This window comes from Pseudomonas sp. ASL4 (assembly GCF_056680395.1).
Genome location: NZ_CM155280.1, coordinates 5,965,490 through 5,984,178 on the forward strand (window position 1 = coordinate 5,965,490; position 18,689 = coordinate 5,984,178).

The 18,689-nt window shown below is 60.2% G+C and carries 14 protein-coding genes; 8 read left to right on the forward strand and 6 right to left on the reverse strand.

The annotated features are described in order from the left end of the window. Positions 1 to 53 precede the first annotated feature (53 nt). Positions 54 to 1,982 (forward strand): transglycosylase SLT domain-containing protein, encoded by a 1,929-nt coding sequence (locus AC1MEW_RS27280; RefSeq protein ID WP_201204988.1) that lies wholly within the window; start codon positions 54 to 56, stop codon positions 1,980 to 1,982. A gap of 16 nt (positions 1,983 to 1,998) precedes the next feature. Here AC1MEW_RS27280 and AC1MEW_RS27285 read toward each other — a convergent pair whose 3' ends face one another. Together AC1MEW_RS27285 and AC1MEW_RS27290 are read right to left on the reverse strand one after the other, a co-directional pair. Further along, positions 1,999 to 3,033, reverse strand: a complete 1,035-nt coding sequence (locus tag AC1MEW_RS27285) for a Fic family protein (protein ID WP_480424299.1) — start codon at positions 3,031 to 3,033, stop codon at positions 1,999 to 2,001. A 100-nt stretch (positions 3,034 to 3,133) separates the two neighbouring features. Continuing rightward, positions 3,134 to 4,921, reverse strand: a complete 1,788-nt coding sequence (locus AC1MEW_RS27290; protein ID WP_201255900.1) for an ABC transporter transmembrane domain-containing protein — start codon at positions 4,919 to 4,921, stop codon at positions 3,134 to 3,136. 255 nt (positions 4,922 to 5,176) lie between these two features. Here AC1MEW_RS27290 and AC1MEW_RS27295 point away from each other — a divergent pair, with 255 nt between their 5' ends. After that, positions 5,177 to 5,356: a PA1571 family protein gene (locus AC1MEW_RS27295; RefSeq protein ID WP_201204992.1), complete on the forward strand. Its 180-nt coding sequence runs from the start codon at positions 5,177 to 5,179 to the stop codon at positions 5,354 to 5,356. Positions 5,357 to 5,542: 186 nt separating this feature from the next. Here AC1MEW_RS27295 and pdxB read toward each other — a convergent pair whose 3' ends face one another. Further along, complete coding sequence (gene pdxB, locus AC1MEW_RS27300) at positions 5,543 to 6,685, reverse strand: 4-phosphoerythronate dehydrogenase PdxB (RefSeq protein WP_480424300.1); 1,143 nt, start codon at positions 6,683 to 6,685, stop codon at positions 5,543 to 5,545. Positions 6,686 to 7,021: 336 nt separating this feature from the next. On the opposite strand from pdxB, the gene AC1MEW_RS27305 reads away from it, so the two are divergent. Continuing rightward, positions 7,022 to 8,431, forward strand: coding sequence for an MATE family efflux transporter (locus tag AC1MEW_RS27305; RefSeq protein ID WP_201255901.1), 1,410 nt, complete (start codon positions 7,022 to 7,024; stop codon positions 8,429 to 8,431). On the opposite strand, the gene tusA is transcribed toward AC1MEW_RS27305, so the two are convergent. Together tusA and rlmM are read right to left on the reverse strand one after the other, a co-directional pair. Then, a complete protein-coding gene (tusA, locus tag AC1MEW_RS27310; protein WP_054054315.1) occupies positions 8,428 to 8,679 on the reverse strand; it encodes a sulfurtransferase TusA in 252 nt (83 codons plus the stop codon). The two genes, AC1MEW_RS27305 and tusA, sit on opposite strands and share 4 nt — an antisense overlap. A 230-nt stretch (positions 8,680 to 8,909) precedes the next feature. Then, positions 8,910 to 9,983 carry a 23S rRNA (cytidine(2498)-2'-O)-methyltransferase RlmM gene (gene rlmM, locus AC1MEW_RS27315; RefSeq protein ID WP_201192860.1) on the reverse strand — a complete coding sequence of 358 codons (1,074 nt, stop codon included), beginning with the start codon at positions 9,981 to 9,983 and terminating at the stop codon, positions 8,910 to 8,912. Between the two features lie 222 nt (positions 9,984 to 10,205). On the opposite strand from rlmM, the gene acnA reads away from it, so the two are divergent. The 3 genes from acnA to AC1MEW_RS27330 all read left to right on the forward strand — a co-directional run bounded on the left by acnA (position 10,206) and on the right by AC1MEW_RS27330 (position 15,657). Further along, positions 10,206 to 12,947 carry an aconitate hydratase AcnA gene (gene acnA / locus AC1MEW_RS27320; protein ID WP_201205002.1) on the forward strand — a complete coding sequence of 914 codons (2,742 nt, stop codon included), beginning with the start codon at positions 10,206 to 10,208 and terminating at the stop codon, positions 12,945 to 12,947. A 248-nt stretch (positions 12,948 to 13,195) separates the two neighbouring features. Further along, positions 13,196 to 13,987 carry a CPBP family intramembrane glutamic endopeptidase gene (locus tag AC1MEW_RS27325; RefSeq protein WP_480424302.1) on the forward strand — a complete coding sequence of 264 codons (792 nt, stop codon included), beginning with the start codon at positions 13,196 to 13,198 and terminating at the stop codon, positions 13,985 to 13,987. Positions 13,988 to 14,091: 104 nt separating this feature from the next. Beyond that, on the forward strand, positions 14,092 to 15,657 hold the full coding sequence (locus AC1MEW_RS27330) for a methyl-accepting chemotaxis protein (protein ID WP_201202172.1): 1,566 nt from the start codon (positions 14,092 to 14,094) through the stop codon (positions 15,655 to 15,657). A gap of 196 nt (positions 15,658 to 15,853) precedes the next feature. On the opposite strand, the gene AC1MEW_RS27335 is transcribed toward AC1MEW_RS27330, so the two are convergent. After that, positions 15,854 to 16,531, reverse strand: coding sequence for an alpha/beta family hydrolase (locus AC1MEW_RS27335; protein ID WP_201255903.1), 678 nt, complete (start codon positions 16,529 to 16,531; stop codon positions 15,854 to 15,856). Between the two features lie 111 nt (positions 16,532 to 16,642). Between AC1MEW_RS27335 and ccoN the strand changes: the two genes are divergently transcribed. Together ccoN and ccoO are read left to right on the forward strand one after the other, a co-directional pair. Next, complete coding sequence (gene ccoN, locus AC1MEW_RS27340; protein WP_201202166.1) at positions 16,643 to 18,067, forward strand: cytochrome-c oxidase, cbb3-type subunit I; 1,425 nt, start codon at positions 16,643 to 16,645, stop codon at positions 18,065 to 18,067. A 10-nt stretch (positions 18,068 to 18,077) separates the two neighbouring features. Continuing rightward, complete coding sequence (gene ccoO / locus AC1MEW_RS27345) at positions 18,078 to 18,686, forward strand: cytochrome-c oxidase, cbb3-type subunit II (RefSeq protein WP_201202163.1); 609 nt, start codon at positions 18,078 to 18,080, stop codon at positions 18,684 to 18,686. Positions 18,687 to 18,689: the final 3 nt, after the last annotated feature.

The window sequence follows — 18,689 nt, forward strand, 5'->3', positions numbered from 1 at the left end:
AATCAGTGCTGATGCTGTCGGCACTTGTCATGATTTTTCTGCCCGGATGTCTCATGCGCAGTCGCCTGTTCAGTCTTCTATCTTGTTTGCTCCTCTCTGCCACTGCCGCTCAATCAGTCCAGGCGGTAGACCTGTCCACCCAACGCCAGTATTACGATGAGGCCAAGCGCGCCTTGGCCAACGGCGACTCCGGCCCCTATTTTCGCTACAGTCAGGCCCTCAGTGATTATCCGCTGGAACCGTACCTGGCCTATGACGAGCTGACCGCGCGTCTGAAAACCGCGAGCAACCCGGAAATCGAGAAATTCCTCGCTGAACATGGGGACCTGCCCCAGGCCAACTGGATGAAATTGCGCTGGTTGCGCTGGCTGGCCGATCGCGGCGACTGGGCCACCTTCGTCAAGTACTACGATCCCAAGCTCAACTTCACCGAACTGGACTGCCTGAACGCGCAGTATGAGATTGGCCATAACCTCAAAGCCCAGGGTTACGCCAATGCCGACAAGCTCTGGCTGACCGGTAAATCCCAACCCGAGGCCTGCGATGGTCTGTTCGGAGCCTGGGCCGCCGAAGGTCAACTGACCGAACAGAAACGCTGGGAGCGCGCCAAACTCGCCGCCCAGGCGCGCAATTATCCGCTGGCCAACAGCCTGGTGAACAGCCTGACCACCCTCGCCCCTCGTGGTCGCTTGTTGGTGGATGTGGCGCAGAAACCCGAGCTGCTCAATCAGCCGTCGCGGTTTATCCCGGCCGATGAGCCGATGTCCGACATCGTCAGCCTTGGCCTGCGCCGCCTGGCCAAGCAGGACCCGGACAAGGCCATGGACCTGCTCGACGGTTATGCGAGCAGCATGCACTTCTCCCGCGATGAAAAAGTAGCGATCGCCCGGGAAATCGGCCTGACCCTGGCACGGCGTTATGACCCTCGCGCACTCGATGTCATGACCAAGTACGACCCGGAACTGCGGGACAACACCGTGTCCGAGTGGCGTCTGCGCCTATTGCTTCGACTGGCTCGCTGGGACGACGCCTATCAGTTGACCCGTCGTTTGCCACAAGACCTGGCTACCACCAACCGCTGGCGCTACTGGCAGGCCCGCAGCCTTGAGTTGGCGCAACCGCAGAATCCGGAAGCGCAGACGCTTTACAAGGGCCTCGCCCGCGAACGTGATTTCTATGGTTTCCTGGCCGCCGACCGTTCGCAGTTGCCCTACTCGCTGGTCAACAAACCGCTGGTACTCAGCCAGGCCACCATCAACAAAGTGCGCAACACGCCGGGTATTCGTCGGGCTCTTGAGTTCCACGCCCGCGGACAAGTCGTCGATGGTCGTCGCGAGTGGTATTACGTCAGCCGCCACTTCAACCGTGACGAGATGGTCGCCCAGGCGAAACTGGCCTATGACCTGAAATGGTATTTCCCGGCGATCCGCACCATCAGCGAGGCGAAGTACTGGGATGACCTGGACATCCGCTTCCCGATGGCCCACCGCGATACCCTGGTGCGTGAAGCCAAGGTGCGTGGCTTGCATTCGAGCTGGGTGTTCGCCATTACCCGCCAGGAAAGCGCCTTCATGGACGACGCCCGTTCCGGGGTCGGCGCCAGCGGCCTGATGCAACTGATGCCCGGCACCGCCAAGGAAACCTCGCGCAAGTTCAGTATTCCCCTGGCCTCGCCGCAGCAAGTGCTCGACCCGGACAAGAATATCCAGCTTGGCGCCGCGTACCTGAGCCAGGTCCACAGCCAGTTCAACGGCAACCGCGTCCTCGCCACCGCTGCCTACAACGCCGGCCCCGGCCGCGTGCGCCAATGGTTGCGCGGTGCCGATCACCTGAGCTTCGACGTGTGGGTGGAAAGCATCCCGTTCGACGAAACCCGCCAGTACGTGCAGAACGTGCTGTCGTACTCAGTGATCTACGGCCAGAAACTCAACTCGCCACAGCCGCTGGTGGATTGGCATGAGCGGTATTTTGACGATCAGTAACCGGTAATGCCGGTTCCTACACCGATCTCGATACCTTGCCGACTGTGGTCAATCGATATCGTTGAGCCGGGCTTTTAGGTGAGTCAGGGTCAGTCATTTCGATCAGACCGGCCGCCAATGCTGGCTTGAGATAGTTAGCCCGAAAGGTCGCTTTGTGAGCCAAACCGACCTTTGCCATCAATTCATTGACCTTGAGCGAACTTCCGTCATGAAGCACGCGAAGCAGTCTCGCTACTTGGTCGGTTACTTGGTCGGTTACTTGGTCGGTTACTTGGTCGGTTGGTGGTTCGCTTCGAGCAGCTTCCGCCAGCGCGACACTTAACGCCTGAAGCATGAACTCAACAAAAGGCGTTGCTTCGGCCAACTGGTCGGCGGCAGACAATGCAGCGTAATAAGCGTCCTGCTGCTCACGAATCACCGCCTCAACCGGCAGATAGGCCAACACGGGGCGCCACTGACTGAGTATCAAAGTTTGCCAGAGACGCCCCATGCGCCCGTTGCCATCAGCAAAGGGATGGATGAATTCGAACTCATAGTGGAATACGCAACTGATGATCAGTGGATGCCAGTCGGATGCACCCAGCCAAGCCAGCAAATCATCCATCAAGTGCGCAACGCGACTCGGAGGCGGCGCCATATGAACCAGTTGTTCGCCGCGGTATATGCCCACACCCGCCTGACGAAACCGGCCACAATCATCAATCAATCCGTGCACAAGCAGCTCATGCGCCCGGAGCAAATCAGCTCGGCTGCCCGGCTGCCAGTCCGGCATGGATTCGTAGGTTGCAAAAGCGTTGCGTACTTCCTGGATTTCCCTTGGCAAACCCAGTACTCGCTGCCCAGCCAGAACAGCCGTTACCTGCTCGATGCTGAGCGTATTGTTCTCGATCGCCAATGAAGCCTGAATCGTACGGATACGATTACCACGGCGCAGTTGAGGCGTCTGCCGACTATCACCTACAGCCGAAAGCTGACCGATCTGCTCGCTGATCTCGGCGATCAGCGCCAGTATTCTTGTGGTCAGGGTCAACGGTGGTTGGTAGCGACTCATATCCTCATCCAGGCAACTCGATCGAGCCGACATAATGCCCGAACAAGCTGGTCTGAGCAGACTTCATTCAATGTCAAAAGATCGTAGCCTGCGGCAGCTTCTACGGGTGCATATCGTATTCAGCCTTGCCATCACTGAACTGCAACGCCGCCAGCCGCGCATACAACGCATTGCTCGCCACCAGCTCCTGGTGCGTGCCCACCGCCACCAGTTTGCCCTGATCCATGACCGCGATCCGGTCAGCGTTTTTCACCGTGGCCAAGCGGTGGGCGATGACCAAGGTGGTGCGGTTTTTCATCAGGCTTGGCAGGGCTTGCTGGATCAGGTGTTCGCTCTGGGCGTCGAGGGCGCTGGTGGCTTCGTCCAGCAGCAGGATCGGTGCGTCCACCAGCAGCGCCCGGGCGATGGCCAGGCGTTGGCGTTGGCCGCCGGACAAGCCGAGGCCACCGTCACCGAGGTGGGTCTGGTAGCCGTTGGGCATTTGTTCGATGAAGTCGTGGGCGTAGGCGATTTTTGCCGCTTCCTGAACCTGGGCCAGGGTCGCGCCCGGATTGCCGTAGCGGATGTTCTCTTCGATGCTGCCGAAGAACAGCGCCGGGTTTTGCGAGACCAGCGCGAAGCAGCGGCGCAGGTCCAGTGGATCAAGCTGAGTCAGCGGTACGCCTTCCAGCAAGATGCGCCCTTCGGCAGGATCGTAAAAACGCAACAGCAAGTCATACACCGTGGACTTGCCCGCGCCGGACGGCCCAACCAGCGCCAGGGTTTCGCCCGCGTTGATCGTCAGATTCAAGCCGTCGACAGCGAAGCTTTCAGGGCGCGAGGGGTAGGAAAAACGTACATCCTCAAGGACCAGATTGCCCTTGACCCGTTCCGGCAAGGTCACCAGTCCGGTGCTCGGTGGCTGGATGATATTTTCCGAGCGCAGCAATTCGGCAATCCGTTCCGCGGCACCGGCCGCCCGCTGCAACTCGCCGATCACCTCGCTCAACGTGCCGAAGGCGCTGCCGACGATCAGACTGTAGAAAACAAACGCCGCCAGTTCGCCACCTGAAATCCGCCCGGCGATCACATCCATGCCGCCGACCCAGAGCATGACGCCGACTGCACCCAGCACCAGCACGATCACCAGCGTGATCAACCACGAACGCTGGACGATACGTTTGCGAGCCGTTTCGAATGCTTCTTCCACGGTGACGGCAAAGCGTTGCTCGTCCTGGACCTGGTGGTTGTAGGCTTGTACGGTTTTGATCTGGCCGAGGGTTTCGGAGACGTAGCTGCCGACATCGGCAATCCGGTCCTGGCTCTCGCGCGACAGGCTGCGCACCCGACGGCCGAAGATCAAAATCGGCGCGACCACCAGCGGCAACGCAATCACCACGATGCTGGTGAGCTTGGGGTTGGTGATAAACAGCAGCACGATCCCGCCGATCACCATCAGCAAGTTGCGCAGGAACAGCGATAACGACGAGCCGATCACCGATTGCAGCAGCGTGGTGTCTGCGGTCAGCCGCGACTGGATCTCGGAGCTGCGGTTGTCTTCGTAGAAACCGGGATGCAGGTAAACCAGATGATTGAAAACCTGACGGCGGATGTCCGCGACAACCCGCTCGCCGATCCACGACACCAGATAGAAGCGTGCAAAGGTACCGACGGCCAGCCCAACCACCAATACCATAAACAGTCCGATGGACTGATTGAGCAAATGCGGTGACTGGGTCATGAAACCCTGATCCACCAACAGGCGAATCCCCTGCCCCATGGACAAGGTGATGCCCGCAGTGACAATCAGCGCCAGCAAGGCACCGAACGCATGCCAGCGATAAGGCGCAACAAAATGACTGGCCAGGCGAATGGCACGACGGTGACGGGAAGAGAGCATCGGGTTCATCCAGGTTCACAACACAAGCGTTGATGGGGCCAGCCTACACACTCAATGGGGTGGAACGCTGTAAATCACAATGAGTCAGGTTAATTATGACCGCCAAGACTAGCGCCTAGACGCTATTGGTCTAAAGTCCGGGTGGCAACGCCGAAGTATTTCTGGTGGACTGGTATTGCCGACCTGGAAGATCGCAGGGAGTTGTCACAGCCCGGTCACCTGGCGGTTTTAGAGTAAGCACACAACCTGATGAGGAGACAGGCCATGTCCTTGCAAAACAGCAGCGATGACAAAATTGAAGTGATCCGCACGCAGCCGCACCAGTCTCTGGGTTGCTCGATTATTGATGAGCATGGACGTGAAGTACCGATCACTGAAGACATGATCCAGGACGCTTGCCGCGAACTGGAGAAGCGACTGGTCAAGCCTGCCGAACAAAAGTGATATAGCCACCGTCTTCTTGACCCGGCCCTCGTTGGCCGGGTTTTTTATGGGTGATTATCCAAAATTGTGGTGCAGCCATTCGCGAGCAAGCCGCTCCCACAGGTGTCTTGTGGTGAACACAGATCTCGTGTTCAGCCGAGATCAAATGTGGGAGCGGGCTTGCTCGCGAATGGGCCAACTCGGTCCTTAGACAGCCACTGCACCCAACGCCGCCACAATCTGGCGCAACACCGGCGAATCCCCCTCAATGCGCACCTGCAACCCGTCAATCTCACGCCGCAGCGGATAATGCTTGCGCAGTGCATCGAACGCCGCGCGCTGCTCGTTCACGTTACCTACAAGGCTGCGACGAAAATCTGCATCGTCACGGCGCGGGTCGTACACGCCGCGGCACAACATCGCCAGCGCCCAGGCCGGGTCGCTATCAGCGTTCAACGTCACGTGTGACAACCACGGCGCCGGCAGCAAATCGCTCAGGCTGACCTGGGCCGGCTGACCGAGAAAGTCGCAATACGCCTGATAGATCTGCGCCGTGCCGCGCTGCTTGCCGTCGAGGCTGTAACCGGCGATATGCGGGGTCGCCAGCACGCAGAGTTCGGCCAATGCCACATCGACCTCAGGCTCACCCTCCCAGACGTCCAGCACCGCTTGCAGGTCTTCACGGTGCAGCAACACCTGACGCAGGGCGGCGTTGTCCACCACCGGACCACGACTGGCATTGATCAGCCAGGTGCCAGGCTTGAGTCGATTCAAACGAGGCTTGTCGAACAGATGCCAAGTCGTTTGAGCGCCATGCTTCTTTAAAGGCGTGTGCAGGCTGATGACGTCGCACTGCTCGATGATCTGCTCAAGACTGACGTAATCGCCGCCTTCAGCCGCTTGTCGTGGCGGATCGCAGACCAGTACGTTCCAGCCCAGGCCTCGCAGGACCTTGACCAGCCGCCCGCCCACTTCCCCGGCACCGACCACGCCATAGGTGCGCTGCGTCAGGTCGGCGCCTTCGATTTCGGCCAGGGTCAGCAGGCTGCCGAGCACGTAGTCGACCACGCCCCGGGCATTGCAGCCGGGTGCACTGGACCAGGTGATGCCGGCCTGTTGAAAGTAATCCAGGTCCAGGTGATCGGTGCCGATGGTGCAGGTGCCGACGAACTTCACTTTGCTGCCTTCGAGCAATCCGCGGTTGACGTTGGTCACCGAGCGCACAAGCAGCACATCGGCCTGTTCGACGGCGGCGCGGTCGATGGAACGCCCCGGCACCCGGCGGATTTCGCCGAAACCTTCGAAGAAGGCATCAAGCAGCGGGATATTTTCATCGGCAACAATCAGCATGGCGAGGCTCCTTTGGCGGATCGGCAGTTTAGGCGCAGAAGGATGTGATGGGCCAGCGCGTATTCAGGATCGCAGCGCGCCTCTGTGGCGAGGGAGCTTGCTCCCGTTCGGCTGCGCAGCAGTCGTAAAATCTGCGCACGCGGTGGGCCTGACAAAACCGGGTTGTTGATTTTGGGGCCGCTTCGCAGCCCAGCGGGAGCAAGCTCCCTCGCCACAGGGAATGTCGAAACAGCCAAGAGTGGATTACAAATCCCTAACACAGCTCTTTTCCTGACCACTGCGTCAACGGGTAGAATGCGCCGCCTAGCGCATCAAATATCCCTGGACGTTTCGCCCTTGAATTCCGTAACTGACCGCCCCGCTGCAACCACCCTCACCCGCCCGGCCCGGGTTCGCCTGGAGCTGAGAAACCTGTTCGCCCTGGCGCTGCCGATCATGATCGCGCAACTGGCGACCACCGCCATGGGCTTCGTCGATGCGGTGATGGCCGGCCGTGTCGGGCCACGAGATCTCGCCGCTGTGGCGCTGGGTAACTCGATCTGGGTGCCGGTGTTCCTGCTGATGACCGGCACGTTGCTCGCCACGACGCCGAAAGTTGCCCAGCGCTTCGGCGCCGGCACTCACAGCGAGATCGGCCCGATCGTGCGTCAGGCGCTATGGCTGGCGTTGGTGGTGGGGTTGATGGCGACTGGCATGCTGATCGCTGCCGAACCGATCCTGCACATCATGAAAGTCGATCCCGAGCTGATCGGCCCCTGCATGCAATACCTGCATGGCATCGCCGCAGGTTTGCCAGCGGTCGCGTTCTATCACGTGTTGCGCTGCTTCAGTGACGGCATGGGCCGCACTCGCCCGGCAATGATCCTCGGTCTGTGCGCCCTGGCGCTGAACATCCCGTTGAACTACGTATTCATTTACGGCCACTTGGGCGTACCCGCCATGGGCGGTGCCGGCTGTGGCTGGGCAACGGGGATTGTGATGTGGTTCATGGCCCTCGGCATGGCGGCCTATACACGCGGGGCGCCCGCCTACCGAAAAAGCGAGCTGTTCAGCCGCTTCGACTGGCCACAATGGTCGGTGATCAAACGCCTGCTGGGCATCGGCCTGCCGATCGGCATTGCGGTGTTTGCCGAATCGAGCATCTTCGCGGTGATTGCCCTGCTGATCGGCAGCCTCGGCGCGACCGTCGTGGCCGGCCACCAGATTGCGCTGAACGTCAGCTCGCTGGTCTTTATGATCCCTTACTCGCTGGGGATGGCCGTCACCGTGCGCGTCGGTCAGGCACTGGGCCGCAATGAACCGCGTGAAGCCCGATTCGCAGCGGGCGTCGGCATGGGCAGTGCGTTGGCTTACGCCTGTCTGTCGGCGAGCATGATGCTGTTGCTGCGTGAACACATCGCAACGATCTACACGGCTGATCCGACGGTGATCCATGTGGCGGCGATGCTGATCGTGTATTCGGCGCTGTTCCAGTTTTCCGACGCGATCCAGGTCACGGCGGCCGGCGCGCTGCGCGGTTATCAGGACACACGGGTGACGATGATCCTGACGCTGTTTGCGTACTGGGGGATTGGTTTGCCGGTGGGTTACGCCTTGGGGCTGACCGATTGGTTCGGCACGCCAAGTGGCCCGAGTGGGCTGTGGCAGGGTTTGATCGTGGGCTTGAGTTGCGCGGCGCTGATGCTGTCAATCCGCCTGACGCGCAGTGCACGCAAGCGGATCCGCATCAGCCAGTCAGCGGGTTAAGCGAGTTTCTTGCGGATCCAGTAGAGGTAGGTGCCTGCCTCTTCATGCTGCGCGACCAGTTCGTGGTCGAGGAACACGCAAAACTTGGGGATATCGCGACGGGTCGACGGGTCGGTGGCGATCACCTTGAGCAAGCCGCCGGGCGCCAGGTCACGAATGTGCTGGTGCAACATCATCACCGGCTCCGGGCAATTGAGGCCGGTGGCATCGAGGGTGCCGTCTACCGGCGTATCAAGCATTTCACTCATGATTCACTCCTGAAACTGGCCGGCATTGTCGCGCATTGCCGGGGTTCTTAACAGATCGTACAGCTTGTCACTGTGGCGAGGGAGCTTGCTCCCGCTGGAGCGCGAAGCGGCCCCAATTCTGGCGATGCGGTTTATCGGAAGATCTCGGCGTCTGGTATTAGGGCTGCTTCGCAGCCCAGCGGAGCAAGCTCCCTCGCCACAAAAGCCCGGTCCCACATTAGTCCGCGTGATTAACGGGACTTAGGTTTCTTCACGTCAATCCGGCGCAGGTGGCAGGTCACTTCTTCGCGGTCGTGATACAGCTGTTTGCAGCCAATTTCGACCTTGATGCCGCGTTCCTTGAAGCCATCAGCGATGCGTTCGAGCAAGCGCTTCACTTCAGCGTAACGCTGTTTCATCGGCAGCTTGAGGTTGACCACCGCTTCGCGGCAATGCCCTTCGCCAATCCATTCTTCGAGCATCGCGGCGTTGCGCGCCGGTTTCTCGACGATGTCGCAAACCATCCAGTCCACTGGCTGACGAGGCTTGAAGGTAAAACCGTCAGCCATCAAGTGCTGCACCAAACCAGTGTCCATCAGGCTTTCGGCCATCGGGCCGTTGTCGATGGCGGTCACCAGCATGCCACGGTTGACCAGTTGCCAGGTCCAACCGCCCGGCGCGGCGCCCAGGTCAACGCCGGTCATGTCGCTGTGCAAACGCTCGTCCCACTGGTCGCGCGGGATGAAATGGTGCCAGGCCTCTTCCAGCTTCAGGGTCGAACGGCTTGGTGCGTCACGCGGGAACTTCAGCCGTGGGATGCCCATCGGCCACATCGCAGAGTTATTCGACTCAGCCAAACCGACGAACACTTCACGGCCGCTTTTGAACGTCAGCAGCAGGCGCGGTTTACTGGCGTCTTCCACCAGTTTGCCGGCCGCCATCAGTGCCTTGCGCAGGTGACCTTCGAACTTCTTGCAGAAGTTCGACAGTTCCTTGCCATCGTTGGTGTCGACCATTTCCAGCCACAGGCTGCCGCACACCGGGAAGTCGACAATGTGCGCCAGGATCACGCTGATACGGTCGGTTTCCGGCAGATCGATGAAGATCCCCCGAGCCCACTGACGCGGGAAGATCAATTCGGCGAACCGCTGGCCGCGCATCAGGCGCTCGGCGCCATCTTCTTCGGTACAAATAAATTCGGCACAGGCGCTGGCGGTTTTAGCCTTGGCATAACCGGCCACGTTCAGCCGTGCCGCGTGTTCGGAAATCTCGGAACAGACTTCGCCTTCGAAGCCCGGCCGGCAATGCATAAAGAGGGTGTTCATTCTTACTCCTGGGCAGATGGCGAGAAATTCAACCACTGCGCGATGCCCAGGCTTGCGTTGAAGCAAAGCCTGTCACGAAAACCGCCGCATGATAGCCGAGTTCGGAACCTTGGACTTGTCGATAGAGTCCAGTTATTAGCCAGCTACTTAAAACAGGGCTAGGTTTAATGCTCTGTCCTTCCCCCAGTCCGTAGCCGTGCGGACTTAAAGGAGTCATTTCAAATGCCGTCCCTCGATAGCCTGAAAACCCTTAAGACCTTACAAATCGACGACAAGACCTACCACTATTTCAGTCTGCCCGACGCTGCCAAGAGCCTCGGTGATCTCGACAAGTTGCCGATGTCGTTGAAAGTCCTGCTGGAAAACCTGCTGCGCTGGGAAGACGAAAAAACCGTCACTGGCGCCGACCTCAAGGCGATTGCCGCGTGGCTCAAGGAGCGCCGCTCCGATCGCGAAATCCAGTACCGCCCTGCCCGCGTGTTAATGCAAGACTTCACCGGCGTGCCCGCCGTGGTCGACCTGGCCGCCATGCGCGCCGCCATGGCCAAGGCCGGCGGCGACCCGCAACGCATCAACCCGCTGTCGCCGGTGGACCTGGTGATCGACCACTCGGTGATGGTCGACAAGTTCGCCAGTTCCAGCGCCTTCGAACAGAACGTCGACATCGAAATGCAGCGCAACGGTGAGCGTTACGCCTTCCTGCGCTGGGGCCAGAACGCCTTCGACAACTTCAGCGTCGTGCCGCCAGGCACCGGGATCTGCCATCAGGTGAACCTGGAATACCTCGGCCGCACGGTCTGGACCAAGGACGAGGACGGCCGCACGTACGCCTTCCCCGACACGTTGGTCGGCACCGACTCCCACACCACCATGATCAATGGCCTCGGCGTCCTCGGCTGGGGCGTCGGCGGGATCGAAGCGGAAGCGGCGATGCTCGGCCAACCGGTGTCGATGCTGATTCCGGAAGTGATTGGCTTCAAACTCACCGGCAAGCTCAAGGAAGGCATCACGGCCACCGACCTGGTGCTGACGGTCACCCAGATGCTGCGCAAAAAAGGCGTGGTCGGTAAGTTCGTCGAGTTCTACGGCGACGGTTTGGCTGACCTGCCGTTGGCCGACCGCGCGACCATCGCCAACATGGCCCCGGAATACGGCGCCACCTGTGGTTTCTTTCCGGTGGATGACGTGACGCTGGAATACCTGCGCCTGTCCGGCCGGCCGCCCGAAGTGGTCAAACTGGTCGAGGCCTACACCAAGGCCCAGGGCCTGTGGCGTCTGCCGGGCAAGGAACCGATATTCACCGACAGCCTGGAGCTGGACATGGGCAGTGTCGAAGCCAGTCTCGCCGGGCCTAAACGCCCGCAGGACCGCGTCTCGCTGCCGAATGTCGCCCAAGCCTTCAGCGACTTCATCGGCCTGCAACTCAAACCTACCAGCAAAGAAGAAGGTCGCCTGGAAAGTGAAGGTGGCGGCGGTGTCGCGGTGGGCAACGCTGATTTGATTGGCGAAGCGGACTACGAGTCTGAAGGCCATACCTATCGGCTGAAAAACGGCGCGGTGGTGATCGCCGCCATCACTTCCTGCACCAACACCTCCAACCCGAGCGTGATGATGGCGGCCGGGTTGGTGGCGAAAAAAGCCGTGGAGAAAGGCCTCAGGCGCAAACCGTGGGTCAAGAGTTCCCTCGCGCCCGGTTCGAAAGTGGTCACCGACTACTACAAAGCAGCCGGCCTGACCCAATACCTCGATGAACTGGGTTTTGCCTTGGTCGGCTACGGCTGCACCACCTGCATCGGTAACTCCGGGCCGTTGCCGGAGCCCATCGAGAAGGCGATTCAGAAAGCCGATCTGGCCGTGGCTTCGGTGCTGTCCGGTAACCGCAACTTCGAAGGCCGGGTGCATCCGCTGGTCAAAACCAACTGGCTGGCCTCGCCGCCGCTAGTTGTCGCTTATGCATTGGCCGGCACGGTGCGGATCGACATCAGCAGCGAATCCCTTGGCGATGACAAGAACGGCAATCCGGTTTATCTGCGGGACATCTGGCCGAGCTCCAAGGAAATCGCCGACGCGGTGAGTCAGGTCAACACCGCGATGTTCCACAAGGAATACGCCGAAGTGTTTGCCGGTGACGAGCAATGGCAGGCGATCGAAGTGCCGCAAGCCGCGACTTATGTCTGGCAGGAGGATTCGACGTACATCCAGCATCCGCCGTTCTTCGATGACATCGGCGGCCCGCTGCCGGTGATCCAGGATGTGAAGAAAGCCAATGTACTGGCGCTACTCGGCGATTCGGTGACCACCGACCACATCTCCCCCGCTGGTAACATCAAGGCCGACAGCCCGGCCGGGCATTACCTGCGCGAGAAAGGCGTGGAGCCACGGGACTTCAACTCCTACGGCTCCCGTCGTGGCAACCATGAAGTGATGATGCGCGGTACCTTCGCCAACATCCGCATTCGCAATGAAATGCTCGGTGGTGAAGAAGGTGGCAACACGATCTACATTCCGACCGGCGAGAAACTGCCGATCTACGACGCGGCCATGCGCTATCAAGCCTCGGGCACGCCGCTGGTGGTGATCGCCGGGCAAGAATACGGCACCGGGTCGAGCCGAGACTGGGCGGCCAAGGGCACCAATCTGCTGGGGGTGAAAGCGGTCATCGCTGAAAGCTTCGAGCGGATTCACCGCTCCAACCTGGTGGGCATGGGTGTGCTGCCGCTGCAGTTCAAGCTGGATCAGAACCGCAAAAGCCTGAACCTCACGGGCAAGGAAACAGTGGATATTCTCGGTTTGACCGGGGTTGAAGTGACGCCGCGCATGAACCTGACGCTGGTGATCACCCGTGAAGACGGCAGCAGCGAGAAGATCGAGGTGTTGTGCCGGATCGACACGTTGAACGAAGTGGAGTACTTCAAGGCGGGGGGGATTTTGCATTATGTGTTGCGGCAGTTGATTGCCTCTTAACTCTCCTGCTGACAAAGACACCGCCTTCGGGCGGTGTTTTTGTTTGTGGGCTGCTTATAATCGCGCGCCTCAAACATTGCACAACCCTGTGGCGAGGGAGCTTGCTCCCGTTCGGCTGCGCAGCAGTCGTAAAACCAACCAACGCGATCTTTCTGAAACAATGTGGTCACCTGATTTGGGGCCGCTTCGCAGCCCAGCGGGAGCAAGCTCCCTCGCCACAAAAGCTCTTCAGCCTCAAAGGACTCTCTATGCTCGCTCTGCCATGGCTGCACCTGGCACTCCTCTCCCTCGGCTACGCACTGGCCCTGGTCTACGGCCAACTTAGCTGGCTGGCGGCGATTTCCGTCGGGTTGTTGCTGATCGCCGGTTTCGCCGTGCGCCAGCAAACGGTGCCCGTCGGCCGTTACCTCGGTCACGGCCTGTTCATCTTTCTGGCATTGGCGCTGGCCATGCATTGGCTCCCGGGCTTCTACAACGGTCGCGGCATCAACCCACATCGCCTCACCGACGATGCCGTGCCGTTTTCCATGTACCTGAATCAGGACAAACCCCTGATTGGTTTCTGGCTGTTGCTGGTCTGCCCGTGGATTGTCGGCCGGCGTTCGCTGCGACTGTCGATTTACGCCACCGCTATGGCCCTGATCCTGAGTGTCGTGCTCGCCCTCGGCGGTGCCTTGTTGCTGGGCATGATCAGTTGGGCGCCGAAATGGCCGGACCAGGCCTGGCTGTGGGTGGCGAACAACCTGCTGTTGGTAACGCTGGTTGAGGAAGCGCTGTTTCGCGGCTACATCCAGGGTGGCCTGAGCCGGCACTTCAAACACCTGCCCTACGGCGAAAACCTCGCACTGCTGCTCGCCTCGCTGGTGTTCGGCCTGGCCCATCTGGGCGCGGGCTGGCAATGGGTGTTGCTGGCGAGCCTGGCGGGTGTCGGCTATGGTCTGGCCTACCGATTTGGCGGGTTGGGTGCGGCCATCGCTACCCATTTCGGCTTGAACCTGCTGCATTTCGGCTTGTTCACCTACCCGATGCTCGCCGGATGACGCAACGGTCGTTTTGCGACGCACCGCTGATTATTGAAAATAAAATTTCAATAAATTCCTGACGATGCCGACACCCTGTCAAAGCCTCACGGATTGACATAGCCATGCGTAACAACCAACCCATTACACAACGCGAACGGACCTTCCCGGCTCAGCAACGGTTGATTTCCACGACCGACGCCAAAGGCGTGATCACCTACTGCAACGACGCTTTCATCGAAATCAGTGGGTTTTCCCGTGAAGAGCTGATCCGTGCGCCGCATAACCTGGTTCGTCACCCAGACGTCCCGGCAGCGGTATTCGCGCACATGTGGGGTACTTTGAAACAAGGCTTGCCATGGATGGGCATTGTCAAGAATCGCTGCAAGACCGGTGACCACTACTGGGTTAACGCCTACGTCACACCGGTTTTCGAAGGCAATCAGGTGGTCGGTTACGAGTCGGTGCGGATCAAACCCACCGCCGAACAGATCCGCCGTGCCGAAGCGCTTTACCAACGCATCAACCAGGGCAAGTCGGCGATTCCTTCGACAGACAAGTGGCTGCCGGTCCTTCAGGACTGGGTGCCGTTCATTCTGGTCAGCCAACTGAGCTTCATGATCGGCGCGTCGCTGAACTCCCACTGGGGTTTTGCCTTGGCCGCCGGCCTGTCGGTGCCACTGGGCTTGATGGGCTTGAGCTGGCAGCAACGCGGTCTCAAGCGTCTGCTGGTCCTGGCCGGGCAAACCACCTCCGACCCACTGATCGCGCAGATGTACACCGACAGCCGTGGCGCCCAGGCGCGACTGGAAATGTCGATCCTCAGCCAGGAAGCGCGCCTGAAAACCTGCCTGACCCGCCTGCAGGACACTGCCGAACACCTGACTGAGCAAGCGAAGCAGTCCGATACCCTGGCCCACAAGAGCTCCAGCGGCCTGGAACGTCAGCGCGTCGAAACCGAGCAAGTGGCCACCGCGGTCAATCAGATGGCCGCCACCACCCAGGAAGTCGCCAGCCACGTGCAACGCACGGCTGACGCTACCCAGGAAGCCAATCGCCTGACCGGTCGCGGTCGTGACATCGCCGGGGAAACCCGCGAAGCCATTCAGCGTCTGTCGGTGGTGGTCGGTGAAACCGGCCTGACCGTCACCCAACTGGCCAAGGACAGCGACGAAATCGGTGGTGTGGTCGATGTGATCAAAGGCATCGCCGACCAGACCAATCTGCTGGCGTTGAACGCCGCCATCGAAGCGGCTCGCGCCGGTGAAATGGGCCGTGGTTTCGCGGTCGTGGCCGACGAAGTGCGCCAACTGGCGCAACGCACCAGCGAGTCCACCGGGCAGATCCATGCACTGATCGCCAAGCTGCAACAGACCGCCAACACTGCCGTGCAGACCATGGACGCCGGCCATCGCCAAGCTGAAGAAGGTGTGGCGCGAGTACTGGAAGCGGACCAGGCACTGATCGGCATCAGCGAAGCGGTGGCGCACATCACCGACATGACCACGCAGATTGCTGCGGCAACCGAAGAGCAAAGCTCGGTGGCCGAAGAAATCAGCCGCAACATCAGCAACATCTCGCAACTGGCGGACCAGACCTCGGAACAGGCACAACACTCGGCGTTGCTGAGTGAAGAACTGACCAAGACGGCCAATACCCAGTATTCGTTGGTGGAGCGGTTTAACCGCTGATTGATGCTGGAAAGACAAAACCCGGACAGCGAAAGCTTCCGGGTTTTTTATTGCCGCTGTGAAAGTGATGTTGGTTGTTCGGGCCTCTTCGCGGGCAAGCCTCGCTCCTACAGGTTATGCGCCGGTCATGCAGACGCTGGTAAACCGTAGGAGCGAGGCTTGCCCGCGAAGAGACCGGCACTAACACCGCAAAATCTTACTGAAGGAATGAAGCGACCTTCTGCGCCGCAGCCGCCAAATGCTGCTCATGATTAAACCCGGACGCCTTCAACGGCTTCAAATCGTGATCCCCCGCTACCAGCCAAAACACCTCAATGCTCGGTGAGAGCGAGTAAGCCTCCACCGCCTCACGATTACCCAACGCATCCCGCTCGCCCTGCACGATCAAGGTCCGGGTCTTGAGCCCGGCCAGATGCTCTACCCGAGGCTTCTCCGGTTTACCCACCGCGTAAAACGGATACCCCAGGCACACCAACGCATCCGCGCCCAATTCATCCGCCAGCAAACTGGCCATCCGCCCGCCCATGGACTTGCCGCCAACGGCCAGTTTCCCAGTGACATGGCGTCGCACCACCGCATACACCTCACGCCAGCATTCCAGCAGTTTCGGCGCCGGATTCGGTGGACGTTTGCCGCCGTCGATGCGCCGTTGCGCCATGTATGGAAACTCGAAGCGCAGCACGTTGAGCCCATGTGCCGCAAGGCGCGCAGCCATGTCGTTCATCCAGCCGCTGTCCATCGGTGCACCGGCGCCGTGAGCCAGGATCAACGTCGGCGATGATGGCGTCGAGGCGGCATCCCACAGCCAGCCATGTTCGGCCACGCACTGCGCCCATTGATCCCCGTCAATACTGGCCTTGTGCTCTTTGTCCATGCTTGCCTCGCTTTTAGTCTGCCTATAACTCCAGGCGAAGGAAGCGTCTGCCTTGCGCGGCTTACTCGCAAAGACGGGCCTTCACTTCGGCTGAACCGTGGATGGGGAACCATGAACACTTCTATCAGTACCGCCTACAACTACAAGGTGGTCCGCCAATTCGCCATTATGACGGTGGTGTGGGGCATCGTCGGCATGGGGCTCGGGGTTTTTCTCGCGGCCCAATTGGTCTGGCCCGAACTCAACTTCAATTTGCCGTGGACCAGCTTCGGCCGCCTGCGCCCGCTGCACACCAATGCTGTGATTTTCGCTTTTGGCGGCTGCGCTTTGTTCGCCAGTTCGTTCTATTCGGTGCAACGCACCTGCCAGACCCGACTGTTCGCACCGAAAATCGCCCAGTTCTGCTTCTGGGGCTGGCAACTGGTGATCGTGCTGGCGGCCATCAGCCTGCCGCTGGGTTACACCAGTTCCAAGGAATACGCCGAGCTGGAATGGCCGATCGATATCCTGATCACCATCGTCTGGGTCGCCTACGCCATCGTATTCTTCGGCACACTGGCCAAGCGTACGACCAAGCACATCTACGTCGGTAACTGGTTCTTCGGTGCTTTTATCATCACCGTGGCGATTCTGCACATCGTCAACAACCTGGAAATTCCGGTTAGCTGGAACAAGTCCTACTCGGTCTACGGCGGTGCGACTGACGCCATGGTTCAGTGGTGGTACGGCCACAACGCGGTGGGTTTCTTCCTGACTGCCGGCTTCCTCGGGATGATGTATTACTTCGTGCCGAAACAGGCCGAGCGCCCGGTGTATTCGTATCGTTTGTCGATCGTGCACTTCTGGGCATTGATCACCCTGTACATCTGGGCCGGTCCGCACCACTTGCACTACACCGCACTGCCGGACTGGGCACAGTCGCTGGGCATGGTGATGTCGCTGATCCTGCTGGCGCCAAGCTGGGGCGGGATGATCAACGGCATGATGACGCTCTCGGGCGCCTGGCATAAGTTGCGCAGCGACCCGATCCTGCGCTTCCTGGTGGTCTCGCTCGCGTTCTACGGCATGTCGACCTTCGAAGGGCCGATGATGGCCATCAAGACGGTGAACGCCCTCTCCCACTACACCGACTGGACCATCGGCCACGTACACGCCGGGGCACTCGGCTGGGTGGCGATGATTTCCATCGGCGCGCTGTATCACATGATCCCGAAAATCTTCGGTCGCCCACAGATGCACAGCATCGGCTTGATCAACGCGCACTTCTGGCTCGCGACCATCGGCACCGTGCTCTACATCGCTTCGATGTGGGTCAACGGCATCGCCCAGGGCCTCATGTGGCGCGCTGTCAACGAAGACGGCACGCTGACCTACTCCTTCGTCGAAACCCTGGTGGCCAGCCACCCGGGCTTCGTCGTGCGGTTGGTGGGCGGCGCGATCTTCTTCAGCGGCATGTTGCTGATGGCCTACAACACCTGGCGCACCGTTCGGGCCTCGCAGCCTGCCGAAGCCGCCGCTGCCGCGCAGATGGCCTGAGGAGTCCGCCATGAAACACGAAACAATCGAAAAAAACGTCGGCCTGCTGCTGTTGCTGATGATCTTTGCCGTGAGCATCGGCGGTCTGACTCAGATCGTCCCGCTGTTCTTTCAGGACGTGACCAATAAGCCGGTGGAAGGCATGAAGCCCTACACCGCGCTGCAACTGGAAGGTCGTGACATCTACATCCGCGAAGGCTGCGTCGGTTGCCACTCGCAGATGATCCGGCCGTTTCGCGCCGAGACCGAACGTTACGGGCACTACTCGGTGGCCGGTGAAAGCGTCTGGGATCACCCGTTCCTGTGGGGCTCCAAGCGCACCGGGCCGGATCTGGCGCGGGTCGGCGGTCGCTACTCCGAAGACTGGCATCGCGCGCATTTGTACAACCCGCGCAACGTGGTGCCGGAATCGAAAATGCCTGGCTACCCGTGGCTAGTGTCCAACCAGCTCGACAGCAGCCACACCGAAACCAAGATCAAGGCCATGCGCACCCTCGGCGTGCCGTACACCGACGATGACATCACTGGTGCAGTCGCCTCGCTCAAGGGCAAGACCGAAATGGACGCCCTGGTCGCCTACCTGCAAGTGCTCGGCACTGCCATCAAGAGCAAGAGGTGAGCC